This window comes from Brevundimonas sp. GN22 (assembly GCF_054824005.1).
Genome location: NZ_JSYD01000070.1, coordinates 1 through 22,292, shown reverse-complemented (window position 1 = coordinate 22,292; position 22,292 = coordinate 1). Strand labels below are relative to the sequence as shown.

Sequence of the window (22,292 nt, the reverse complement as noted above, 5' to 3'; positions counted from 1 at the left end):
CAAGTTCGTCGACAGACATCCGCGCGTAATGGCCGTTCCTGCATAGGCCAGTGATCCTCCAGCCCGATCAGTTACTTGTCTAACGATGTTATTTATATGGCAATGGCTAGCGACGGGGGTGCGCCGAAGCATAGGCTTTGAGCAGCGCGGCGGCGTCGACCTGAGTGTATTTCTGGGTCGTCGACAGGCTGGCGTGACCGAGGAGTTCCTGAATGGAGCGGAGGTCCGCGCCTGCGCCTAGAAGGTGGGTTGCGAAACTGTGCCGCAGCGCATGGGGTGTGGCCGAGGCGGGAAGACCCAATCGTCCTCTCAGCCGCTGAACCGTGGCTTGGACCTGACGCGGCGAGAGCGGACCACCCCGCTTGGCCCTGAAGAGCGGCTCGTCGGGGGCAAGCGGCCAAGGGCACAGGTCGATATAGTCGTCCACGGCTTTCGAGACCTGTGGCAGGACAGGAACGATGCGGGTCTTGGAGCCCTTGCCGACAATACGCACACTGTCGCCCAACGGCGCATCTTTGCGCAGCAGCGACAGCCCTTCGGAGATACGAAGACCGCATCCATAAAGAAGCGTCAAAACCGCGCGATCACGCGCCGCCTCCCATGGCTCCATGTCCGGATCGGCTTCGGGCTCCTGTAGCAGCCCGATGGCTTGGTCTTCTGTGACGGGACGCGGCAAAGAGGCCTTGACCCTCGGTCCGCGTACCAGTGCCAGTTGCGGGGCATCGACCTCGTGGCGGCGGTCCAGATAGCTGTGAAAGCCGCGAATGGCCGCCAATGTCTGGCTGAGTGAGCGGGCGTTGAGGGGATGATCTCCGCTGCGACGCTCCGCAAGATGGGCGCGAAGTTCGGCAGCGGTGACAGTTCCAAGGTCCTTTAGGCGTAAGGCTTCGCCCCTGTGGCGTTCGAGGAACGCCACATACAAGCGACCAATATGGCCATAGGCTTCGAGGGTGCGCGGCGACAGGCGGCGTTCATGGACTAGGTGGTCCAGCCACCCGCGCAGCGCCTCGTCTGCGGTCAGGCTTCCGGCAGCGCCCATCGGCCTGCCATTCGTTCGAATACGCGGGCGACGAAGGCGATCAGTTCGCAGCCCATGGCGGGCGTAAAGCCCTCGTCCTCGACCGACCCGAAGGCGCACAGGGCGGCGCGCGGCTCGCTCTCGTCGGCAAAGCGGATGTTCATACGTACCAGTGCCACCGAACGGACCTCGCCATCGGCGGGACCAAACAGATCGAGGCCGGTAAAGTTCGGGCCAAGCCAGTTGCGGCCATCTTCGCCCAGAAGCGCGTCAACACGGCCCTGCTCAAGGGCCTTCCAGCCGAACGGAACGATGCCGGGCTTTTCAATCGCGATGGCTGCACCCGCAAGACCGAAGCGGGCTTGGGTGGTCATATCGAGTTGGCGAGCCAGTTCGATGTGGCTGGTGGCCTCCATCAGATCCAGTGCCGCGACATGCGTCTGGGTCTGGGCGGCGAAATTGGTGCGCGAGATTTCTTCGATCAGGCGGCGGGCACCGGCTTCGCGCTGGGCGTTGGCTTCCATCTTGTGCAGGGCAGCGCGGCCAAAATCGACGACATTGCGCCCCTCGGCTCTAAGGCCCAGTTGTTCCAGAAGCTCGCGGTCTTCCAGAAGGTGCTGGCCATTGGTTTCAAGCCACAGTCGGACCTGGGGCCAGTGCAGGTCGTTCGTCATGTCGGAGTGGTCCGCCGAGGTGTCCAGAGATTGAGACATTGAAGGGACCACTCCATCATGATCGCAGATTACAGAATGGACTGGCCGGTCTTGCCCCAGTCCGCAAGGAAGGCATCAAGCCCCTTTTCGGTTAATGGGTGCTTTACCAAGTCCTTCAAAACCGCAGGCGGAAGTGTCGCAGCATCCGCACCGGCGATGGCCGCAGCCTCGACGTGGGCCGTGTTGCGCAAGGATGCGGCGAGGATTTGCGTCTCGAAACCCTGCATGTCGTACAGGGCGCGAATCTCTTCGATCAGGAGGCCACCGTCGGCACCGTGATCGTCCAGACGCCCGACAAACGGGGAGATAAAGGTCGCGCCAGCCTTGGCCGCCAGCATGGCCTGGGCTGCAGAGAAGCACAGGGTGACGTTGGTTTTGATCCCGCGGTCGGTGAAGGTGCGGGTGGCGCGCAGGCCATCCCACGTAAGCGGCAGTTTAACGACCACATTCTTGTGGATCGCAGCCAGCTTCTCGCCTTCCTTGACCATGGTGTCATAATCGGTAGCAACAGCCTCTGCCGAAATAGGCCCCTCGACGAGAGCACAAATCTCGGCAATGACCTCAGCAATGTTCCGACCCGACTTAGCGATCAGAGAAGGATTGGTGGTGACGCCATCGACCATGCCTGTGGGCAGGATGTCCTTAATGACGGCGACGTCGGCGGTATCGAGGAAGATTTTCATGGCCGCCAAGGTAGCGCGGGTGGTGTTCGCGTGAAAGTGGCGTCTGTGCTTGTGCCCCTGCCTGTGCAGGAGGCGTTCGACTATGAGGTGCCCGAGGGGATCGAAGTGGCGCGCGGCGATCAGGTCGATGTGCCGCTGGGGCCGCGCCTGTTACGCGGGATCGTCTCGGACGTCTTTGAAACGACCGGCTCCAACCGCAAGTTGAAGGCGATTGTTCAAAAGGCGAGCGACCCGTCCTTGCCTTTGGCGACCGTCGATTTTGTCGAGTGGGCCGCGCGGTGGACGCTGAACCCGCCCGGAGAGATGGCATCGCGCGCACTTCGGGGCCTTCGTGCGCCGCGCCCCCGTCCTGAGCGACGGGTGCGACGGGTCGAGATGCGCCAGCCGCTGCGTACCACCACGGCTCGTACATCGGTCATCGAGGCATTGGGCGATCGCGCCATGACGCCAGCCGATCTGGCGCGCGCGGCAGGTGTCTCGTCCGGTGTGATCAAAGGGCTGGTGGATGAAGGGGTGCTGGAGGTCTTCGAGGTCGAAGCCATGGCAGCCTTTGACCGGCCACGCCCTGCGCATGCGCCCGCCACCCTAAATCCCGATCAGGCGGCCTCGGCCAAGGCCATGTCGGCGGCGGCCATCGGGGGTGGGTTCTCGCCCTTCCTGCTGGATGGCATCACCGGCTCGGGCAAGACCGAAACCTATCTGGAAGCCGCCGCGGATTTGTTGGCGGCAAAGCCCGATGCGCAGGTTCTGATCCTGCTGCCGGAAATCGCGCTGACGCAGGCATTGATCGAGCGAATCACCCGCCGGTTCGGCGCTGCTCCGGCGGAATGGCATTCCGGCGTTTCAGCTGCGCGCCGTCGTCAGGTGTGGGAAGGGGTGCGGGCAGGGCGCTGTAATATCGTCGTCGGTGCCCGCTCGGCGCTGTTCCTGCCCTACACCGATCTGGCCATGATCGTGGTCGATGAAGAGCACGACGGGTCCTACAAACAGGAAGAGGGCCTTGTCTATCATGGCCGCGATTTGGCTGTGGCACGGGCGCGTATCGAGGGTGCGACGGTGGTATTGGCTTCGGCGACCCCGTCGCTGGAGACGCTGTGGAATGCCCGTCAGGGGCGTTATCGCTGGCTTCAGCTGAAGTCACGTCACGGGGTGGCGGTGCTGCCGGATATTTCGCTGGTGGACCTGCGCCAAAATCCGCCCGATCCCCAGACGTGGCTGTCCCAGACCCTGCGCGAAGAGATCGGCACCAATTTGGCGCGGGGGGAGCAGACGCTGCTGTTCCTTAACCGTCGTGGCTATGCGCCGGTGGTACTGTGCCGTGCTTGCGGACATCGCCTGACAGCCCCCGATACGGATAGCTGGCTGGTCGAGCATAGATACACAGGTCGACTGGTTTGCCACCTGACGGGCTTTTCCATGCCCAAGCCCAAGGCCTGTCCGTCTTGCGGAGCCGAAGACACGCTGGTGTCTGTCGGACCGGGGGTCGAGCGTGTGGAAGAAGAAGTGCGCCAATTGTTCCCCGAGGCGCGCACAGCCGTGTTCTCATCGGACACGGTGCCGGACGGCGAGGCGGCGCGGGCGCTGATCCAGTCGATGGCCGATGGCGAGATCGATATTCTCGTCGCTACGCAGGCGGCCGCAAAGGGCCACAACTTCCCGCTTCTCACCCTTGTAGGCGTTGTGGATGCCGATCTGGGCTTGCGCGGCGGTGACCTGCGGGCGGCTGAGCGGACCTATCAACTGCTGGCGCAGGCCACGGGCCGCGCCGGCCGTGCAGACAAACCTGGGCGTGCGTTGTTGCAGACGTGGACGCCTGAACATCCGGTGCTCGAAGCCTTAGCCGCTAATGACCGCGATGCCTTTGTCGAGGCCGAGATGGGCGAGCGGGAACTGGGCACTATGCCGCCGTTTGGCAGGCTGACGGCCCTGATCCTGTCTAGCGAAAACGCCCATGCTCTGGAAAAGACCGCGCGTGAGTTGGCAGCCGCCATCCCGAACGCCGAGCGGTTGGAAGTTTACGGTCCAGCTGATGCGCCGCTGGCACTGGTGCGGGGGCGTCGACGAAAACGCCTGCTGGTTCGTGCTGATCGTGACGTAAACCTTCAGGCTTTCCTGCGGGCTTGGCTATCACGGGTGAAGGTTCCCGCCTCTGTTCGGCTGACGGTCGATGTCGATCCCTACAGCTTCCTCTAGGACATAGAAAAAGGGCCCCGCCGGATGACGGGGCCCTTTGACATATTTACAGGCTTTTAGACCTGTGGGGTCTGTTTCGCCTTCAAAGCAGCCTCGGCCGCCTCTTTTCTAATCTTGGCGTTACGAGACCACATGTTCAGGCCCTCGACCAGAGCCGAGAAGGCCATAGCCGTATAGATATAGCCCTTCGGCACGTGAGCGCCGAAGCCGTCGGCGATCAGAACCACACCGATCATCAGCAGGAAACCCAGAGCCAGCATGACGACGGTCGGGTTCTTGTCGATGAAGTTGGCAAGGGGGTCCGAGGCCAGCAGCATGGTGAGAACCGCAATAATCACGGCAACCATCATGATCGGCACGTGCTCGGTCATACCCACGGCGGTCAGGATCGAGTCGACCGAGAACACGAGGTCCAGCAGGATGATCTGAACGATGGCCGAGCCAACGTTGTTGATCACGGCGTCCTTCTTTTCTTTCTCAAGCAGGCCGGTGTCTGAAGGCGTGGTGTCCACCGAGTGGTGGATTTCCTTGGTCGCCTTCCAGATCAGGAACAGGCCACCCGCGATCAGGATCAGGTCACGCCACGAGAACGAGGTCTCGAAGCCGGCACCCGACCAACCGAGGTCGAACACAGGTTGGGTCAGACCGACGATCCAGCCGATGGTCGCCAGAAGTGCCAGACGCATGATCAGTGCAAGGCCGATACCGATGCGACGGGTGCGCTGACGGTGCTCGGGCGGTAGTTTGTTCGACAGGATCGAGATAAAGATCAGATTGTCGATGCCGAGGACCACTTCCATGACCACAAGGGTCACAAGGGCCGCCCAGGCGGCCGGATCGGTCAAAAGGGGAGTTATGCTTTCGAGCATTGCAGGTCCTGCGGTTAATTATACGGCGAGACGCCTAATCGGCCTGTGAGTGTGCATCAAGAGGCGGCAGTATGCCGCAACGTCGCACCCCCACCCATAGCTGTCATAGACATAGCCCCCGACTTTTGTCGGTTTTAGCGAAGATTCAGCGATTAGAGTGCGTATCTGCACCGAACGTTCCGACTCCGTTGGTTGCGACTTTCGGCCTTGCGTGGTATTGGCCGCGCGGCTTTGAAGAAGGGCGTATCGCGAGATGCGTCCTGAATGTGCTTTCTACAAGCATATCAAGCCCTTGATCGGCGTGGGAAACTGCGGCCGGTTTTGATGCAAACGCTCAATATGCGGATCAAACTTAGTGGCGGACGATTTCAGGACGACGGAAGTCGGCGGACGGTATGCTCAGGCACTGTTCGACCTCGCAGAAGACAACGGTGTCATCGACGCCGTACGCGCTGATTTGGCGTCGCTGAAGGCCGCTTGGCTTGAAAGCGCGGATCTGCGCCGTCTCGCAACCTCGCCGGTGATCGGCTCGGAAGATCAAGCCAAGGGCCTGGTCGCCGTAGCTGAAAAGGCGCAGTTCAATGCTGTGACCCGCAATTTGCTGGGTCTGTTGGCAAAGAATGGCCGTGCGGCGGACCTGCCGGGCGTGATCGCTGGCTTCGCGGCTCTGTATGCCCAGAAGACCGGCATCGTAGCCGCAGAGATCGTTTCGGCGGTCGAACTGACTGCTGCACAGTCTAAAAAGATTCAATCGGAGCTGCGCGCCGCACTTGGCCGTGATCCGGAACTGACTACCCGTGTCGATCCGTCGATCCTGGGTGGGCTTAAGGTCAAAGTGGGTTCGAAGCTGTTCGATGCCTCGCTGAAGACCAAGCTCGACCAAATGACCTTTGCGCTGAAGCGCGCCTAAGCCCGAAACCGAAGACATTTGCCGGGCCGCAAGGCCCGCACCGAAGTACGAAAGCCAGAGAGCTCAACATGGACATCCGCGCCGCCGAAATTTCGGCCATTCTCAAGTCGCAGATCGCCAATTTCGGCGTTGAAGCTGACGTCTCCGACGTCGGCCAAGTGCTGTCGGTCGGCGACGGCATTGCCCGCGTTCACGGTCTGGACAATGTCCAAGCCGGCGAAATGGTGGAATTCACCAAGGCTGGCGTTAAGGGCATGGCCCTGAACCTGGAACGCGACAACGTCGGCGTCGTGATCTTCGGCACCGATGCCGAAATCTCGGAAGGCGACGATGTACGCCGTCTGGGCGAAATCGTGGACGTGCCGGTTGGCAAGGGTCTGCTGGGTCGCGTTGTGAACCCGCTGGGCGAGCCGATCGACGGCAAGGGCCCGATCGAGTTCACCGAGCGTCGCCGCGTTGACGTTAAGGCTCCGGGCATCATCCCGCGTAAGTCGGTTCACGAGCCGATGCAAACCGGCCTGAAGTCGATCGACACCCTGATCCCGATCGGCCGTGGCCAGCGAGAGCTGATCATTGGTGACCGTCAGGTCGGCAAGACCGCCGTCGCCGTCGACACCATCCTGAACCAAAAGCCGCTGAACAAGTCGGACGACGAGTCGCAGAAGCTGTACTGCATCTACGTCGCCATCGGCCAAAAGCGTTCGACCGTTGCCCAGATCGTTAAGACCCTCGAAGAGTCGGGCGCTCTGGAATACACCATCGTGGTTGCTGCAACCGCCTCGGAACCGGCTCCGCTGCAGTTCCTGGCTCCGTTCGCTGGTACCGCCATGGGCGAGTTCTTCCGCGACAACGGCATGCACGGCCTGATCGTTTACGACGATCTGTCGAAGCAAGCTGTGGCTTACCGTCAAATGTCGCTGCTGCTGCGCCGTCCGCCGGGCCGCGAAGCCTACCCGGGCGACGTTTTCTACCTGCACTCGCGTCTGCTGGAACGTTCGGCCAAGCTGAACGGCGACTACGGTTCGGGCTCGCTGACCGCTCTGCCGATCATCGAAACCCAAGCCAACGACGTGTCGGCCTACATCCCGACCAACGTGATCTCGATCACCGACGGCCAGATCTTCCTGGAATCGGACCTGTTCTACCAAGGCATCCGTCCGGCTGTTAACGTCGGTATCTCGGTTTCGCGCGTGGGTTCGTCGGCTCAAACCAAGGCGATGAAGAAGGTCGCTGGCCCGATTAAGGGCGAGCTGGCTCAATATCGCGAAATGGCTGCCTTCGCTAAGTTCGGTTCGGACCTCGACGTCTCGACCCAGAAGCTGCTGGCCCGTGGTGCCCGTCTCACCGAGCTGCTGAAGCAGCCGCAGTACGCTCCGCTGACCATGGAAGAGCAGGTTGTGTCGGTTTACGCCGGTACCCGCGGCTACCTGGACGGTATCGCAGTGGCTGACGTTGGTCGCTTCGAGAAGGAACTGCTGGCCCGCGTGCACGCTAACAACGCGTCGCTGCTGGAAGGCATCCGTACCAAGAAGGACCTGACCGCCGAGCTCGAAACCGAGCTTAAGGGCGTTCTGGAAGCCTTCCTCAAGACCTTCGCCTAAGAGCACCAACCGAAGCGAGAGTAACGCCGGATGGCCAGCCTCAAGGAAATGCGCAATCGGATCGGAAGCGTCAAGTCGACGCAGAAGATCACGAAAGCCCTGAACATGGTCGCCGCGGCCAAGCTGAAGCGTTCCCAGGAACAGGCTGAAAATGCCCGTCCTTACGCCCAGCGTATGGCTTCGGTGATCGCTAACCTGGCCGCCGGTGTGCAAGGTGCGGATGCTCCGCGCCTTCTCGCCGGGACCGGTGAAGATCAACGTCACCTCATCGTGGTGGCCACTGCCGACAAGGGTCTGGCAGGCGGCTTCTCCTCGAACGTGATCAAGGCCGCGCGCGAGCGCATCAACAGCCTGATCGCCCAGGGTAAAGACGTTAAGATCATCGCCGTTGGCCGCAAATCCCGCGACCAGCTGCAGCGCCTCTATGGCGAGAAGCTGGTTCGCACCTTCGAACTGTCGGAACACAAGACCGTCGGTCTGCACTCGGCCCAGCCGATTGCCGAACTGATCGCCGAAATGTTCGAGAACGGTGAGGCCGATGTGGTCCAGCTGTTCTACAGCCAGTTCAAGTCGGTGATCCAACAGGTTCCGACCGGCGCACAGCTGGTTCCGGCTGAAGTCCAAACGGCTTCGTCGGTGGACAACAGCACGGCTCTGTACGAGTACGAGCCCTCGGAGGAGGAAATCCTCGAGACGCTGCTGCCGCGCAACCTGACCACCCAGATCCTGGCGGCTCTGCTGGAAAACCAAGCAGGCTTCTTCGGTTCGCAGATGGCAGCGATGGACAACGCAACGCGTAACGCGGGCGACCTCATCAATGCCTTGACCCTGCAGTACAACCGTAAACGTCAGGCCCAGATCACTACCGAGCTGATCGAGATCATCGCTGGCGCCGAAGCCATCTGATCCCGAACGACCCCATTCCGAACCGGACACACCCATGACCGACGCCACCGCACCGAAGAAACCCGCCGCCAAGAAGCCGGCAGCCAAGAAGACCGTCGCTGCTACCGCCGCCGTTGCTGGCCAGGGCAAGATCGCCCAGGTCATCGGCGCCGTTGTCGACGTTCAGTTCGAAGGCCAACTGCCGGCCATCCTGAACGCTCTGGAAACCCAGAACGTCGACCAAAAGACCGGCGAGCCGTTCACCCTCGTCCTCGAGGTTGCCCAGCACCTCGGCGAGAACATGGTTCGCGCCATCTCGATGGACACCACCGAAGGCCTGACCCGTGGTCAAGCCGTCGTTGACACCGGCAAGTCGATCATGGCTCCGGTTGGTCCGGGCACGCTCGGCCGCATCATGAACGTCGTCGGTCAGCCGATCGACGAAGCCGGTCCGCTGCAAACCACCGAATACCGTCCGATCCACAAGGACGCGCCGACCTTCGACCAACAGTCGACCTCGGCTGAAATCCTGGTCACCGGCATTAAGGTCATCGACCTGATCTGCCCGTACACCAAGGGTGGTAAGATCGGCCTGTTCGGCGGCGCTGGCGTCGGCAAGACCGTCACCATGCAAGAGCTGATCAACAACATCGCTAAGGCATACGGCGGTTACTCGGTTCTGGCCGGCGTGGGTGAACGTACCCGCGAAGGTAACGACCTGTACCACGAGATGATCGAGTCGAACGTGAACGTCGACCCGAAGGAAAACAACGGTTCGACCGTTGGCTCGAAGTGCGCCCTCGTTTACGGCCAAATGAACGAACCGCCGGGCGCCCGCGCTCGTGTGGCTCTGACCGGCCTGTCGATCGCTGAATACTTCCGCGACGAAGAAGGCAAGGACGTGCTGCTGTTCGTCGACAACATCTTCCGCTTCACCCAAGCGGGTTCGGAAGTGTCGGCACTGCTGGGCCGTATTCCTTCGGCAGTGGGCTATCAGCCGACGCTGGCGACCGAAATGGGTAACCTGCAAGAGCGCATCACCTCGACCAAGAAGGGCTCGATCACCTCGGTTCAAGCCATCTACGTCCCGGCCGATGACCTTACCGACCCGGCACCTGCTGGTACCTTCGCCCACTTGGACGCGACGACCGTTCTGAACCGCGACATCGCGGCTCAAGCTATCTTCCCGGCCGTGGACCCGCTGGACTCGACCTCGCGTATCATGGACCCGCTGGTCATCGGTGAAGAACACTACACCGTTGCCCGTCAGGTTCAGGAAACCCTGCAACAGTACAAGGCGCTGAAGGACATCATCGCCATCCTGGGCATGGACGAACTGTCGGAAGACGACAAACTGGTCGTTGCCCGCGCTCGTAAGATCCAGCGCTTCCTGTCGCAGCCGTTCCACGTGGCTGAGCAGTTCACGAATACCCCGGGTGCCTTCGTTGAACTGGCTGACACGATCCGCTCGTTCAAGGGCATCGTGGCTGGTGAATACGACCACCTGCCGGAAGCTGCTTTCTACATGGTTGGCGCGATCGACGAAGTCGTCGCTAAGGCCGAGAAGATGGCTGCTGAGGCCTAATCCATGACCGGCAAGCTGAACTTCTCCCTCGTCGCTCCGGAACGCGAAATCGTCGCGGGCCAGGTCGATCAGGTCGACGCACCGGGTGTCGAGGGCGACTTCGGCGTCCTTCCGGGCCACGCCCCGTTCATGACCACCCTTCGCGAAGGTGTGATCACGATCTACGAAGGCAACGCCCGCCGTCGCTTCGACGTCAAAGGCGGTTTCGCCGACGTCAACGGTGAGGGTCTGACGATCCTCGCTGAAGAGGCTTCGGAAATCGTCGCCTAAGGCTCGATCCGGACTAAAATAGAAAAGGCCCCCGTCATTGATGGCGGGGGCCTTTTTGTTGGCTAGGGAGCGTTCAGGACGCGAGGTGCTTGAAGGCCTTGACGACGCCTTCATAGGCTTCGCGCTTGAAGGGCACGATAAGGTCCAGCGCTTCGCCCAGATCGCCCCAGCGCCATTCCTCGAACTCGACCTCGTCATCGGCGAACAGATCGATTTCGCTGTCGGGTCCGGTCAGGCGAAAGGCGAACCACATCTGGCGCTGCCCCTTGAAGCCGCGCCACGCTTTGGGTCCCTGCAGATGGTCGGGGAAGTCGTAAAAAACCCAAGTGTCGGTGCGGGCCAGAAGCTCGGCAGAAGTGACGCCGGTCTCTTCGCGAAGTTCGCGGCGTGCGGCCGCTTCTAGATCTTCGCCGTCATCCACCCCGCCTTGAGGAAACTGCCAGTTGTAGGGGGCCGGTGTATGGGCTCTGCGTCCCAACCAGACCTTGCCCTCGGCGTTGAACAGGACGACCCCGACATTGGGGCGGTAGGCGTTGATATCTCTCGTCATAGGACAACGCTAAACCGCTGATGGTGCGAGTGCCAGTGCCTGTGTAACCGAACCTTAAACTGAATGCGGCATCCTGGGACGATGCAACGTCGCGCTTTTATTCTCGCTGCTCTTGGCTTTTCGGCTCTGGGCTTGTCGGCTCAGGCTGTTCCTGCAGCGGCCAGTCCCAAGGGGCAATCCTCCGCACCTGCGGGAGGGGAGTTGGACATGCCGCTGTCGACCGCCACGGTTCTGCGCCCTCAGGGACGCAGAGCGATCATCTCGGTCGAGAGCACCTTGGTGATTGCAGATGGCGCATTGCTGGAGCGAGCCAAGCTGTCACGGCCGCGCCTGAATGCAGCCTTCGCCGACGCCGTGCGTGTTGAGGCCAGCCGGATGCTGCCAGACGCGGTGCCTGACCTGAACGCCCTGACCCGCGCCCTTCAGCAGGCTGCGGATCGCGTTCTGGGAAGGGCAGGGGCAAGGGTGCTGCTGGGCACCGTTATGGTGATCTGACGGATCAGTCCTTGGTGGGATCCGGACGGCTGTTGTCGCCATAGGTCAGAGCGAGGAAGACGTCCTCCAGATCGGGGTCCTCGGTCGTGATATCGCGGATCGAGATACCGGCAGCACGTACCGCAGCCAGAACATTCTCGACGCTGGACTCGCCCGTACGATAAGTCACAGCGAATGCGCCGTTGGGACGAGGCATGACCGTAAAGCCGGTCAGCTCGGGCAGGGCATCGATCGGATTCTCGGGCACGACAACAACGTTGCGGGTATCCAAACGGCGCAGCAGTTGCTGGGTGGGCTCACAGGTGATGACCTCGCCGCGATTGACGATGGCGATCGTGTCGCAAAGCTCTTGCGCTTCTTCGAGGTAGTGGGTCGTCAGGATGACGGTGACGCCTTCCTCGTTGATCTTGCGCACATAATCCCAAAGCTGGCGGCGCAGTTCGACGTCCACGCCCGCGGTCGGCTCGTCGAGGATCAGGACAGGCGGATTATGTACCAGCGCCTTGGCCACCATCAGGCGACGCTTCATACCACCGGAGAGTTGGCGCACATAGGCATTTGCCTTGTCCGAAAGGCCCAGCGCCGCCAGCAGTTCGTCAGAGCGGCGCTCGTTCGCTGGCACGCCATAGAAACCGGCCTGTACCTCGAGGCTTTCGCGCGGGGTGAAGAAAACGTCTGCGACGATTTCCTGAGGCACCACGCCCAAAGCCGAGCGGGCATCGCGCGCTTCGGTATCGATGTCCCGATCCCAGATTTTGACCGAGCCTTCGGATTTGTTGACCACACCGGCAATGATGTTGATCAGCGTGGACTTGCCCGCGCCATTCGGGCCCAGAAGGCCGAACATCGAACCACGCTTGACGGTCAGATCCACGCCCCGCAGGGCGACCTTGGCCGGAGCCTTGCCATTGCCCTTGTAGGTCTTTTTCAGACCGCGAACTTCGATGGCGTTATCGGGCAGAGCAGAGGATGCGGTCATGCGGTCGGCTTTGACTGAAAAGAATGATGGTCGGTCCGATAGGTAGGGATGAACGGGCCGCTCGCCAAGCCGGAACACCATAAAAACCTCTGACAAGCTTGCTTGACATGCGTGCGACACGGGGTGTAAAGGTTCATTGACATTAGGACAAGCGATCTGGACATATCCATGACCCACTCGACCCAAGCCCTCGGCACCGCCACCCCGCAACGCTCGCGCAAACTTAAGACTATCGGATTGGTCGCATTTGGATTTTGCGTGCTGGGCTACGCCGGCTTTGTCGGGGCCTTCTTCGCCATCAAAGCCGGATATATCTCCACCGCCTTCGGCCTCACGCTGGCGGGCATCTTCGGGGTGATCGGCGAGGCGGGGCTCTGGATTGGCGCGGCCTGTCTGGGGCTTGGCCTTTACACCCGCCGTCGAGAAAAGCTTGCGCGTTGGTTTGGCCGCGCAAAGTCGGCATTCAACCGCTCGGGTCGATAGGGCTTTGCGGTTCACGGGGTCAAAAGCCGAGCCATTGCCGATGGTTTGACCTTGTGGCGGTGTGAGCTTAGGAAGGCCCAAACGCCTTCCCGAGGATACATCATGCCGCCGCGCCACTCTGACGCCATCGTCCCGCAAGCTGAAGAAATTCTGGTCACGCAAAAGCGCGTTGCCTGTGATGGCGGCGGCGGTGCGCTGGGCCACCCGCTGGTCTATCTGGAAATGGGCGAGGACACCTCTGTCGAGTGCACCTATTGCGACCGTCGCTTTGTGCTGTCGGCCCATCATCACGACGAGAGCGAGTATCTCGATCCGGCGGCCCGTCCGCCCGAAGCGCACTAAAGCGCTGTCGTTCGATTTCTCCCCCGTCTCACGATAGGCCTAACATGCGTTATCTCCACACCATGGTCCGCGTGAAGGACCTCGATGCCTCGCTCCGTTTCTACTGCGACTTGCTGGGTCTGGTTCAGACCCGCCGCATGGACAGCGAAGAAGGTCGCTTTTCGCTGATCTATCTGGCCGCGCCGGAAGACGAGGCCCGCGCCCGCGCCGAAAAGCAGCCGGAAGTCGAACTGACCTATAACTGGGACACCGAAGATTACGCCGGTGGCCGAAACTTCGGTCACCTCGCCTTCGAGGTCGACGACATCTACGCTGCTTGCGAAAAGCTGGCGGCTGGTGGCGTGACCATCAACCGTCCGCCGCGCGATGGCTGGATGGCTTTCATCCGTTCGCCTGACGGTATTTCGGTTGAACTGCTGCAAAAGGGCGAACGCCTCGCTCCGGCCGAGCCTTGGGCCTCTATGCCGAACACGGGCAGCTGGTAATGACCATGGCACATGGGATTGCCCGCAAAGCTCTGGTGGTGTCCGCACTGGCCGCCGCTGTGGCCAGCCTTTCCGCATGTGCCTCGGTCACCGAGACTAACCCTGCACGAACTGCCACCGACATGCTGTTGGTGAACCGCGCCGCCGAGCGAGCCGTCGAGGGCCTGACCCTGCCGATCCCGCAAGGCGCGCGTGTCTATGTCGATGAAACCTATTTCGTCGCCGAAAACTCCAAATACGCCATCAGTGCTATCCGCGCGGCCCTGTCCGAAGCGGGCTATGCGCTGGTGCGCGAGCGCGGCGAGTCCGATGCGGTCTTTGAGGTCCGCGCAACGGCGCTGTCGCTGGAACAGATGCGTCGCGTTTTCGGCATTCCGGATATGCGCGTGCCGATCAACGACGCGCTGAACGTCGTCTCCATCCCCGAAGTGTCGATCTATTCGAACCGCGACCGTATGGGCGTGGCCGAGTTCTCGGGCTTTATCTACGACACCCGCACGGGCTTGCCGCTGGGGGCTGTGACCCCGATGATCGGCCAGTACAAGATCCGCAGCCACAAGGCGCTGATGATGGTCACGTGGGGCCAGCAACTGGCCCAGCCGGGCGAGCGTGATCCGGGCTCAAGCTGGCGCGAATTCTAACTGCCCTCGGGTAAACTTTCGCGCTTTTATCTCGCGACATAGCCGATGCTGCATGTTAGGGCACGGTTGAGCATAAGCCGCTGTCGATCCCTTAGCCGAGCTGCCCTTGTCGTTTTTCCATGCCGGTCCTGCACCTAAAGGCAGCGGTCCCCGAGGGGGCGCGCTGCGCGATGGCCTGCATCTAACGCCGGGGATGAAGGTCGGTCTGTTTGGCGGGTCGTTCAATCCAGCCCACGACGGACATGCCCACGTTGCCGAAACAGCGATGCGCCGCCTGGGTCTGGATCGCGTGGTGTGGATGGTCTCGCCGCAGAACCCGCTGAAATCCAGCCACGAGATGGCCCCTCTCGCCGAACGGATGCAGTCCGCGCGTGAGGTGGCCCGTACCGTCGGCCCGAACATGATTGTTTCGGATGTCGAGACCCGTATCGGCACCCAATGGACAATCGATACGCTTAGAACTTTGGTCGCCCGTCACCCAGGGGTGAAGTTTGTCTGGTTGATGGGGTCCGACAATCTTGCCGACTTCCATCGCTGGAGAGGCTGGACCGACATCATGCGGCTGATGCCGATGGCAGTCATCGCCCGCCCCGGAAGCCTGCTGGACAGCCGTTCTGCGCCCGCAGCGGTACGTTTCGGGCGCAACCGCATCCCGTCAAATGAGGCGGGTCTGCTGCCTAGTCTGCAGGCGCCTGCGTGGACCTATATTGTGGCCCCTCTGAACCCGCGTTCCTCGACCGCGATACGCGCTTCACGCAAGCGGTCTGCGCAGGACGGGTGACGTCAATCGCGGGGTGTGCTATAGTCAGGGTTTGGTAAACCCTATTGGAGCCCTCCGCTGAGCCCCCATCCCGCGCACGAAGCGCACGACGTCACTGCCCAATCGGCAGAGCGTGAAGACGCCCTCGATCCCCTCCATTCGGACGCGGGCGAGTTTGACGACGAGTCCATTCAGGATGACGCTGGCGACAACCAGCCGCTTCCGACCGGTGCGACCGAGTTGGAAAATGCCATCCTGGCCAAACTAGATTTCGACAAGGCGCAGGACATTGTCCTGATCGACCTGCGTGGCAAGAGCCCAATGTCCGACGCCATGATCGTGGCTTCGGGCCGCTCGCACCGTCACGTCGGTGCCTTGGCCGACCACCTGCTGCGCCTGTTCAAGGACATGGGCCTTGGCAAGGTAAAGGTCGAAGGTCTGCCGCACTGTGACTGGGTGCTGCTGGATGCCGGTGACGTCATCGTTCACCTGTTCCGTCCGGAAGTTCGCACCTTCTACAACATCGAAAAGATCTGGGCTGTCGACAGCGCCCACCGCGGCGCTGGCCGTAACTGATCTAACCGAGAAGATAAGCCATGAAGCTGGCAATTGCCGCCATCGGCAAACCGGGCCGTGGGCCCGAGGCCACTCTGGCTGACGGCTATGCCCGGCGGGCGACCCTTACAGGGCGCCCGCTGGGACTAGGTCCCCTCGAACTCATCGACCTCGAGCCACGTAAAGCGGGCAAGGGACCGGAAGCCGACCTTTTGTTGGCTGCCGCCGAGGGCGCGCATCTGATTGCGTGTGACGAACGTGGCAAGGCCTATTCCAGCCGCGCTTTCGCCGACCATATTGCCACTCTGCGCGATCAGGGCGAACGCAAGCTGGTGTTCGTTATTGGCGGTGCAGACGGCCTCGACGCACGGGTGCGCGATGTGGCCCGCTCGACGCTGGCGTTCGGTCCGCAGACCTGGCCGCATGCTCTCGCACGCGCCATGTTGGCCGAGCAGGTTTATAGGGCCGTGACGATCCTGGCCGGATCACCTTATCATCGGGATTAATGACCCGAACCTCGCTCATCTTTCTGACGGTAGGCGCGCTGGTTTTGACCAGTGCGGGCGTGGCCTATAGTCAGCGCCAGCCACAGAGCGAGGAGTTGGCACGTCTTACTGCCGAATACCGTGACGAACTGGCCCGCGCGCGGCGCCTGCGGGCCGAGGCGGCTCAGGCGGCCGAGGATCTGGTGGAGCTGGATGCGCAGCTGGATGAACTGCGCGGTGAAGAAGCCGCCGACGATATCCAATTGGAAGCCCAGCGGGCGCGACTGAAAGAACTCGGCGGGCGCGAAGCTGTGCTGTTGGGCCAGATGTCGCGTGAAGGCGCAGCGCAAGGCAGGCTGCTGTCAGCCTTGCAGATGATGTCGCGCAATCCTCCGCCGCCGCTGCTGATACCGGCCGAGCGTGCGCGCGATACGGTGCGGGCCAACATCATGATCCGCGCTATGACGCCTGAAATCCAGAAGCGGACCAAGGTGCTGGTGGATCGTCAGGAAGAGATCAACCGCATCCGCCGACTGGCAGCCCTGTCGAGCGAGCGCCTGTTCACGGTGGAAAGCGCCCAGAACCAGCGCCGCGCCGAGATCGAAAATTTGACCAACCGCAAGACGGCCCTGCGATCGGTCTTGCGCGCCGAGGCCGCGCGCGCCGAACGTGCGACCTCCGCGCTGGAGGCCCGTATACGCGAAGTGGGCGGGGCAGTCCCGACGGTGGGAGAAACCACCAACGAAGTCGTGGCGCGCAATCCGGGCGGACGCGACCGGTTGGTGCGTCCAGTACAGGCGGTTCCAGCCCAGACCTATGGCTCGGGCTCTGCGGGCTGGCGCTGGCATGCCAGCAACAGCGCGGTGTCGGCTCCTGCGGCCGGTCGCGTGCTGTTCGCCGGACCGATGAAAGAGTGGGGCGAGATCGTCATTCTGGACCTCGGGCCGGGGTGGCGCGCCGTCGTGGCGGGCATGGACCGGGTCGAGGTCGAGGTGGGCCAGCGGGTCGCCGAGGGCCAGACCCTGGGGCGCACCGGTGAAGATGGTGAAGCCTATTTCGAGCTTCGTCGTGGCGAGCGTCCCATCGATCCAGCGCCTTGGCTGGACTGATCCGGACGAGTTGCGTTCTCGTAAGAACCGAAACCTGGAAAAATTCCGGTGACTACCGATTGTAAGCGGGCGGAATGCGCGTCAGGATCAAGTTGAATGGTTTTCGGCCGCCCCAGTGACGGCCGCAGGAAAGAAGACGAATGCGTAAACTGCTTCTCGTGGGCTGCGCTGCCCTTGTTCTGGGTGGATCTGCGGCGGCTGTGGCCAGCCAGACCCCGCGCAACGAGACATTCCGCATGCTGGAACTGTTCGGCGATGTTCTGGGCATCGTGGAGCAGGTGTATGTCGTTCCGGTCGATAACAAGAAGCTGATCGAGGCGGCGCTGTCGGGTATGATGACGGCGCTGGATCCGCACTCCAACTATCTGCCTCCCAAGGCCTATGGCGATCTGCGCGAACGCACCGAGGGCCAGTATTCGGGCGTGGGTCTGACCATTTCGGCGGACGGTGCCCTGATCAAGGTCATCTCCCCGATGGACGAGAGCCCTGCCGCGCGTGCCGGTGTGCAGGCCGGCGACGTTATCAGCGCGATCAATGGTCAGAGCACGGCGGGCCTGACGGTCAGCGACGTCTCCGACAAACTGCGCGGTGCGGCGGGGACTTCGATCAAGGTCACCTTCCTGCGAGATGGCGAGGATGCCCGTGAAGTCGAACTGACGCGTGAAGTCATCAAGGTGAACTCGGTCACCGGTCGCCTCGAGGGCGAATATGGCTATCTGCGTATCTCGACCTTCAACGAAAATACCGAGCGCGAGCTGATCGAGAACATCAACAAGCTCAAAGCCGAAAAGCCGAACCTCAAGGGCTTCATCCTTGATCTGCGCAATAATGGTGGTGGCTTGCTGACGGCGGCAGTTGCCGTGTCCGACGCCTTCCTAGAGCGCGGCGAGATTGTCAGCCAGCGTGGCCGCAAGCCAGAAAATATTGAGCGCTGGTGGGCCAAGGCCGGTGATCTGACTGGCGGTCTTCCGCTGGCCGTTCTGATCAACTACGGCTCGGCCTCGGCATCTGAAATCGTGGCCGGTGCTCTGAAGGATCACGAGCGGGCGACGATTGTGGGCCTGACGTCCTTCGGCAAGGGTTCGGTCCAGACCGTGATTCCGCTGCGTGGCGGTCAGGATGGCGCTGTGTCGATCACGACGGCGCGCTACTTCACGCCTTCGGGTCGCTCGATCCAGAAGATCGGCATTGAACCTGATCTCGAAGTCGCCCGCACCGAGGGTGAGGCCAAGGCGATCTCGCGCTCCAGCTTCATTTATTCGGAAGCGGCCTATGCGACGGCGCTGGATTCCTCCATTGGCGCAGAGCGTCGCGGCCCGCACACCCCGCACGAGGCACCGGGCGCAGAGTTCGACAAGAACGTCGACTATCAACTCGAGCGCGCCAAGGATGTCCTGAAAGCTGGCGGCGACCTCTCCAAGCTTAAAGCGCCGCCTGCGGGCATTGTCGTGCATACGGGTGAAGAGCCTGCAGCGACGGCCACGCCTGAAGACTAACGAACACAGGTCGATCTTTTGGCAATCGTGGTGAACAAACGTTAGGGTTTCTTAACCCCGACGTGGCTTGATCCAGAGTGAAGGTTACCGCCTGTGCGGTAGCTCCCCCACGATTGATCGAGCATTGCCGTGACCATGTTCGCAAAGCGACAATCTGCGCTTGCCGCTGCGGCGGGAAACCCCTCGCAGTCGCGTATGGAACGCATCGGCCAAGCCCTTTTGGCCCGCCCGCAAGTGATTGCCGGGGCCGCGGGCCTGTGTGTGGTCGGTGCTGTGGCGCTGGTCGTCGCCCTGACGGGTGACCCCAAGGCCGGTATGCCGTCCGCCCGTGCGCGCCTGACTGCCGACAAATCCCCTATCGAGGTTGCCAGCGGCCAGGAAGTTTTCGGTCTGGCGGGTATGGATCTCTATCAGGACGCCACGCTCGAAGGCCTCGACGCCGAAGGGGCTGCGGGCTTCGGTGATGCGGTCATCACCCTGCCGGATGGTGCAAGTGTGTCCTCGACGGGCACCTTTACCGCTCCCGTGCGGCAACCCAATCCCTTGCCCGCTGCGCCTATTGCAGGTCTGCACCAGCCGGGCCCTGAAGGGCCGCTGCCGCGCATCGCGGCGGATGGACGCGTCCCTGCGCAGGTCTATGCCCGACCATTCCGTGCCAATGGCAAGCCAACAGTGGCGTTGGTGGTGGGGGGGCTGGGCCTCAACGCTGTCACGACCCGTGCGGCTATCGAGCGCCTTCCACCGGAAGTGACCCTCAGCTTCGTTCCCTATGCGGACGGCCTTCAGCGTTGGATCGATCTGGCCCGATCCTACGGCCATGAGGTCATTCTCGAGCTGCCGATGGAGCCGACCGGTTATCCCGACAACGATCCCGGTCCCTATACCCTTCTGGCCAGCAGTTCGGCCGATGATGTGTCGGTGAAGCTGGATTGGCTGCTGTCTCGCGCAGTGGGCTATTTCGGGGTCGGCAACTATCTCGGCGATCGCTTTGTGACTTCCGACGGTGCCACGAACGCCTTGATGGTCCAACTGCGTCAGCGGGGCCTGGCCCTGCTGGATGATGGTACACTGGAGCGCAAGCCGGGAGCATTCGCTCGGGCGACAGCGGATCGTATCGTGGATGAAGACCAGTCGCCGGCTGCCATCTTGCGCCAGCTGCACGCACTGGAAGTGCAGGCCAAGACCGATGGCTCGGCCTTCGGTAGCGCCTTCAGCTATCCGGTTACGGTCGAGACCGCCGCCCGCTGGGTGGCGGGTCTGGACCAGCGTGGCATCCAGCTGGCACCCGCGTCGGCCATGACGCGACGCGGGCGCGCGGCCTGATCGCCGTCTAACGCTCGGCCGACAGAGGCATCGGCCTCAGGTCCAGCATGCGGAACAAGGCGGCGTCCTGATCCTCTTCGGGATTGGGCGTCGTCAGCAACTTGCCCCCCCACGAAGATAGAGTTCGCCCCGGCGAGGAAGCACAGCGCCTGCATCACCGCGCTCATGCCTTCGCGTCCTGCGGACAGACGAACCATGGATTTGGGGCAAACCAGTCGGGCCACAGCTACCGTCCGCACAAACTCAATCGGGTGGATTTCGCCGTTCTTGAGCACCTCTTCGCCCAGTGGCGTGCCGCTGACCGGAACCAGAGCATTTACGGGAAGACTGTCGGGGTGAACCGGCAAGGTGGCCAGAGCGTGCAACAGTCCCGCGCGATCTCGGCGGCTTTCGCCCATACCGACAATGCCGCCGCAGCAGGTGCTCATGCCCGCCTCGCGGACGTGCTCCAAAGTCTGCAGCCGGTCTTGATAGGTGCGGGTGGTGACGACCTGATCGTAATAGTCAGGGCCGGTATCGAGATTGTGGTTGTAGTAGTCCAGACCCGCTTCTTTGAGCTGGTGTGCCTGATCTGCACTCAGCATCCCCAAGGTCGCGCAGGTTTCCAGCCCCAGTGCTTTCACGCCCGAAATCATGGCGGCCAGTTTCGGGGTGTCGCGGTCCTTTAGTTCACGCCAGGCCGCGCCCATGCAGAACCGGGTCGCACCGCCTGCCTTGGCGGCCATAGCCTCGGCGATGACAGTGGTGGAGTCCATCAGTTTCTCGGCTTTAAGGCCGGTCTTGAAGCTGGCCGATTGCGAGCAATAGCCACAGTTTTCAGCGCAGCCGCCGGTCTTGATGGACAAAAGCTGGCTCTTTTGAACCTCGCTGGGATCGAACCAGTGTCGGTGCACGCTGGCGGCCCGATAGACCAGATCCATGAACGGCAGGGCAAACAGGGCCTCTACCTCGTCCAGCGTCCAGTCGTGTCGCGGCTGGGTCGGAACGGGCTGGGTTGCCGTTGCGGGGGTAAAACGGTCGTCGGCCAAATCACTCTCCTACGATTGTAGGGGAGGTTGGTACCCGCGCTATGCGCGAAACCCAAGCCCTGTTCTTTGAGTGCGGTTATGCCGCGTTATTGTGGACCGCGAGGCGCACCGGAACTGCTCCACCGTCCAGTTTGAAGCGGCTGACCTGCTGTGTCAGGACGTGGGCTTCCTGAGCCAATTGGCGGGCCGCAGCCGTGGCTTCTTCAGTCATGGCCGCGTTTTGCTGGGTGATGTCGTCCATTTCGCTCATGGCGCGACGGACGCGGTTGAGCGCTTCGGCCTGTTCCTGCGCCGACTGGGCAATGCTGCCTGCCAGACCGTCGACGGCGACGACTTTGGCACCGATGCGCTCCAGAGCCTCGCCGGTCTTTTCAACCAGATCAACGCCGCGCGATACGTGTGCCGACGACGTAGAGATCAAGCCGCGGATTTCGCCCGATGCTGCCGCCGAGCGCTGGGCCAATGCGCGGACTTCTTGCGCAACGACCGAGAAACCACGGCCTGCGTCGCCTGCGCGTGCAGCCTCGACGCTGGCGTTCAGGGCCAGAAGGTTGGTCTGGAACGCGATCTCGTCGATCAGGCTGGTGAAGCGAGCGATCTCTTGAGACGAGTCGGCGATGGCGTGGATGGCTTGCACCGCATTTGAGACGATGCCGGTCGTTTCCTGAACGTCGGCGCGGGCTTCGGCCACAGCCTGTGCCGTTTGGCGCGCGCCATCGGCGGAGGTAGCGACCTGTTGGGCGATCGCGTCGGCTTCGTGGACAGTCCGCTCGAGGTTGGCGGCCTGACGTTCTGTGCGGGTGGCCAGATCTTCGGACGCAACGGCCAGTTGGC

Annotated in this window: 24 protein-coding genes and 1 pseudogene; 17 read left to right on the top strand and 8 right to left on the bottom strand. The window is 62.1% G+C overall.

Annotated features, from left to right (window positions below):
- Window positions 1–106: 106 nt before the first annotated feature.
- From OB03_RS09985 to fsa, 3 genes are read right to left on the bottom strand one after another with little or no spacing between them, the layout of a single operon-like run.
- On the bottom strand, window positions 107–1,039 hold the full coding sequence (locus tag OB03_RS09985) for a tyrosine recombinase XerC (RefSeq protein ID WP_461344030.1): 933 nt from the start codon (window positions 1,037–1,039) through the stop codon (window positions 107–109).
- Entirely contained in the window at window positions 1,018–1,731 is a 714-nt protein-coding gene (locus OB03_RS09980) for a DUF484 family protein (protein WP_242912343.1), read from the bottom strand. The genes OB03_RS09985 and OB03_RS09980 overlap by 22 nt, the downstream gene beginning before the upstream one ends.
- A 29-nt stretch (window positions 1,732–1,760) precedes the next feature.
- Complete coding sequence (gene fsa, locus OB03_RS09975) at window positions 1,761–2,414, bottom strand: fructose-6-phosphate aldolase (RefSeq protein WP_242912342.1); 654 nt, start codon at window positions 2,412–2,414, stop codon at window positions 1,761–1,763.
- 30 nt (window positions 2,415–2,444) lie between these two features.
- Between fsa and OB03_RS09970 the strand changes: the two genes are divergently transcribed.
- A complete protein-coding gene (locus tag OB03_RS09970) occupies window positions 2,445–4,607 on the top strand; it encodes a primosomal protein N' (RefSeq protein ID WP_242912341.1) in 2,163 nt (720 codons plus the stop codon).
- Between the two features lie 56 nt (window positions 4,608–4,663).
- Here the strand turns inward: OB03_RS09970 and OB03_RS09965 are convergent, their stop codons facing one another.
- Entirely contained in the window at window positions 4,664–5,476 is an 813-nt protein-coding gene (locus OB03_RS09965; protein ID WP_242912340.1) for a TerC family protein, read from the bottom strand.
- Window positions 5,477–5,831: 355 nt separating this feature from the next.
- On the opposite strand from OB03_RS09965, the gene OB03_RS09960 reads away from it, so the two are divergent.
- The 5 genes from OB03_RS09960 to OB03_RS09940 all read left to right on the top strand — a co-directional run bounded on the left by OB03_RS09960 (window position 5,832) and on the right by OB03_RS09940 (window position 10,727).
- Complete coding sequence (locus OB03_RS09960; RefSeq protein WP_242912339.1) at window positions 5,832–6,386, top strand: F0F1 ATP synthase subunit delta; 555 nt, start codon at window positions 5,832–5,834, stop codon at window positions 6,384–6,386.
- 68 nt (window positions 6,387–6,454) lie between these two features.
- Window positions 6,455–7,987, top strand: coding sequence for a F0F1 ATP synthase subunit alpha (atpA, locus tag OB03_RS09955; RefSeq protein ID WP_242912338.1), 1,533 nt, complete (start codon window positions 6,455–6,457; stop codon window positions 7,985–7,987).
- A 30-nt stretch (window positions 7,988–8,017) separates the two neighbouring features.
- Window positions 8,018–8,893, top strand: coding sequence for a F0F1 ATP synthase subunit gamma (locus OB03_RS09950; RefSeq protein ID WP_461344029.1), 876 nt, complete (start codon window positions 8,018–8,020; stop codon window positions 8,891–8,893).
- A gap of 34 nt (window positions 8,894–8,927) precedes the next feature.
- A complete protein-coding gene (atpD, locus tag OB03_RS09945; protein ID WP_242912336.1) occupies window positions 8,928–10,457 on the top strand; it encodes a F0F1 ATP synthase subunit beta in 1,530 nt (509 codons plus the stop codon).
- A gap of 3 nt (window positions 10,458–10,460) precedes the next feature.
- Window positions 10,461–10,727: an ATP synthase F1 subunit epsilon gene (locus tag OB03_RS09940; RefSeq protein ID WP_461344028.1), complete on the top strand. Its 267-nt coding sequence runs from the start codon at window positions 10,461–10,463 to the stop codon at window positions 10,725–10,727.
- A 73-nt stretch (window positions 10,728–10,800) separates the two neighbouring features.
- Here OB03_RS09940 and OB03_RS09935 read toward each other — a convergent pair whose 3' ends face one another.
- Complete coding sequence (locus OB03_RS09935) at window positions 10,801–11,277, bottom strand: RNA pyrophosphohydrolase (RefSeq protein WP_461344027.1); 477 nt, start codon at window positions 11,275–11,277, stop codon at window positions 10,801–10,803.
- Between the two features lie 81 nt (window positions 11,278–11,358).
- On the opposite strand from OB03_RS09935, the gene OB03_RS09930 reads away from it, so the two are divergent.
- Complete coding sequence (locus OB03_RS09930; RefSeq protein WP_242912333.1) at window positions 11,359–11,772, top strand: Tat pathway signal protein; 414 nt, start codon at window positions 11,359–11,361, stop codon at window positions 11,770–11,772.
- Window positions 11,773–11,776: 4 nt separating this feature from the next.
- Here OB03_RS09930 and OB03_RS09925 read toward each other — a convergent pair whose 3' ends face one another.
- Window positions 11,777–12,751, bottom strand: coding sequence for an ABC transporter ATP-binding protein (locus OB03_RS09925; RefSeq protein WP_242912332.1), 975 nt, complete (start codon window positions 12,749–12,751; stop codon window positions 11,777–11,779).
- Window positions 12,752–12,919: 168 nt separating this feature from the next.
- Here OB03_RS09925 and OB03_RS09920 point away from each other — a divergent pair, with 168 nt between their 5' ends.
- From OB03_RS09920 to OB03_RS09875, 10 genes are all read left to right on the top strand, one after another.
- Window positions 12,920–13,234 carry a hypothetical protein gene (locus tag OB03_RS09920; RefSeq protein ID WP_242912331.1) on the top strand — a complete coding sequence of 105 codons (315 nt, stop codon included), beginning with the start codon at window positions 12,920–12,922 and terminating at the stop codon, window positions 13,232–13,234.
- Window positions 13,235–13,336: 102 nt separating this feature from the next.
- Window positions 13,337–13,576: a zinc-finger domain-containing protein gene (locus tag OB03_RS09915; RefSeq protein WP_242912330.1), complete on the top strand. Its 240-nt coding sequence runs from the start codon at window positions 13,337–13,339 to the stop codon at window positions 13,574–13,576.
- 44 nt (window positions 13,577–13,620) lie between these two features.
- Window positions 13,621–14,061 carry a lactoylglutathione lyase gene (gene gloA, locus OB03_RS09910; protein ID WP_242912329.1) on the top strand — a complete coding sequence of 147 codons (441 nt, stop codon included), beginning with the start codon at window positions 13,621–13,623 and terminating at the stop codon, window positions 14,059–14,061.
- Window positions 14,061–14,702, top strand: coding sequence for a DUF6655 family protein (locus OB03_RS09905; RefSeq protein ID WP_242912328.1), 642 nt, complete (start codon window positions 14,061–14,063; stop codon window positions 14,700–14,702). The genes gloA and OB03_RS09905 overlap by 1 nt, the downstream gene beginning before the upstream one ends.
- 106 nt (window positions 14,703–14,808) lie before the next feature.
- Window positions 14,809–15,483, top strand: coding sequence for a nicotinate-nucleotide adenylyltransferase (locus OB03_RS09900; RefSeq protein ID WP_282452561.1), 675 nt, complete (start codon window positions 14,809–14,811; stop codon window positions 15,481–15,483).
- A gap of 168 nt (window positions 15,484–15,651) precedes the next feature.
- The gene (gene rsfS, locus OB03_RS09895) at window positions 15,652–16,038 is read left to right on the top strand and encodes a ribosome silencing factor (RefSeq protein ID WP_242913082.1); all 387 of its coding nucleotides are present in this window, start codon (window positions 15,652–15,654) and stop codon (window positions 16,036–16,038) included.
- 20 nt (window positions 16,039–16,058) lie between these two features.
- Window positions 16,059–16,523 carry a 23S rRNA (pseudouridine(1915)-N(3))-methyltransferase RlmH gene (rlmH, locus tag OB03_RS09890; protein ID WP_461344026.1) on the top strand — a complete coding sequence of 155 codons (465 nt, stop codon included), beginning with the start codon at window positions 16,059–16,061 and terminating at the stop codon, window positions 16,521–16,523.
- Entirely contained in the window at window positions 16,523–17,611 is a 1,089-nt protein-coding gene (locus OB03_RS09885) for a murein hydrolase activator EnvC family protein (protein WP_242912326.1), read from the top strand. The genes rlmH and OB03_RS09885 overlap by 1 nt, the downstream gene beginning before the upstream one ends.
- Before the next feature lie 140 nt (window positions 17,612–17,751).
- Complete coding sequence (locus tag OB03_RS09880) at window positions 17,752–19,107, top strand: S41 family peptidase (RefSeq protein ID WP_242912325.1); 1,356 nt, start codon at window positions 17,752–17,754, stop codon at window positions 19,105–19,107.
- A gap of 135 nt (window positions 19,108–19,242) precedes the next feature.
- A complete protein-coding gene (locus OB03_RS09875) occupies window positions 19,243–20,430 on the top strand; it encodes a divergent polysaccharide deacetylase family protein (protein WP_242913081.1) in 1,188 nt (395 codons plus the stop codon).
- A gap of 7 nt (window positions 20,431–20,437) precedes the next feature.
- Here the strand turns inward: OB03_RS09875 and bioB are convergent.
- Window positions 20,438–21,458: pseudogene (gene bioB, locus OB03_RS09870) on the bottom strand (biotin synthase BioB).
- Window positions 21,459–21,534: 76 nt separating this feature from the next.
- Window positions 21,535–22,292, bottom strand: a 758-nt coding sequence (locus OB03_RS09865) for a methyl-accepting chemotaxis protein (RefSeq protein WP_461344025.1), incomplete at its 5' end; no start/stop codon positions are given.

Coding starts and splice junctions, on each gene's coding strand:
- OB03_RS09985 (WP_461344030.1), bottom strand. CDS start 1,039: ATGGGCGCTGCCGGAAGCCTGACCGCAGACGAGGCGCTGCGCGGGTGG.
- OB03_RS09980 (WP_242912343.1), bottom strand. CDS start 1,731: ATGTCTCAATCTCTGGACACCTCGGCGGACCACTCCGACATGACGAAC.
- fsa (WP_242912342.1), bottom strand. CDS start 2,414: ATGAAAATCTTCCTCGATACCGCCGACGTCGCCGTCATTAAGGACATC.
- OB03_RS09965 (WP_242912340.1), bottom strand. CDS start 5,476: ATGCTCGAAAGCATAACTCCCCTTTTGACCGATCCGGCCGCCTGGGCG.
- atpA (WP_242912338.1), top strand. CDS start 6,455: ATGGACATCCGCGCCGCCGAAATTTCGGCCATTCTCAAGTCGCAGATC.
- OB03_RS09950 (WP_461344029.1), top strand. CDS start 8,018: ATGGCCAGCCTCAAGGAAATGCGCAATCGGATCGGAAGCGTCAAGTCG.
- atpD (WP_242912336.1), top strand. CDS start 8,928: ATGACCGACGCCACCGCACCGAAGAAACCCGCCGCCAAGAAGCCGGCA.
- OB03_RS09940 (WP_461344028.1), top strand. CDS start 10,461: ATGACCGGCAAGCTGAACTTCTCCCTCGTCGCTCCGGAACGCGAAATC.
- OB03_RS09935 (WP_461344027.1), bottom strand. CDS start 11,277: ATGACGAGAGATATCAACGCCTACCGCCCCAATGTCGGGGTCGTCCTG.
- OB03_RS09930 (WP_242912333.1), top strand. CDS start 11,359: ATGCAACGTCGCGCTTTTATTCTCGCTGCTCTTGGCTTTTCGGCTCTG.
- OB03_RS09925 (WP_242912332.1), bottom strand. CDS start 12,751: ATGACCGCATCCTCTGCTCTGCCCGATAACGCCATCGAAGTTCGCGGT.
- OB03_RS09920 (WP_242912331.1), top strand. CDS start 12,920: ATGACCCACTCGACCCAAGCCCTCGGCACCGCCACCCCGCAACGCTCG.
- OB03_RS09915 (WP_242912330.1), top strand. CDS start 13,337: ATGCCGCCGCGCCACTCTGACGCCATCGTCCCGCAAGCTGAAGAAATT.
- gloA (WP_242912329.1), top strand. CDS start 13,621: ATGCGTTATCTCCACACCATGGTCCGCGTGAAGGACCTCGATGCCTCG.
- OB03_RS09905 (WP_242912328.1), top strand. CDS start 14,061: ATGACCATGGCACATGGGATTGCCCGCAAAGCTCTGGTGGTGTCCGCA.
- rlmH (WP_461344026.1), top strand. CDS start 16,059: ATGAAGCTGGCAATTGCCGCCATCGGCAAACCGGGCCGTGGGCCCGAG.
- OB03_RS09885 (WP_242912326.1), top strand. CDS start 16,523: ATGACCCGAACCTCGCTCATCTTTCTGACGGTAGGCGCGCTGGTTTTG.
- OB03_RS09880 (WP_242912325.1), top strand. CDS start 17,752: ATGCGTAAACTGCTTCTCGTGGGCTGCGCTGCCCTTGTTCTGGGTGGA.
- OB03_RS09875 (WP_242913081.1), top strand. CDS start 19,243: ATGTTCGCAAAGCGACAATCTGCGCTTGCCGCTGCGGCGGGAAACCCC.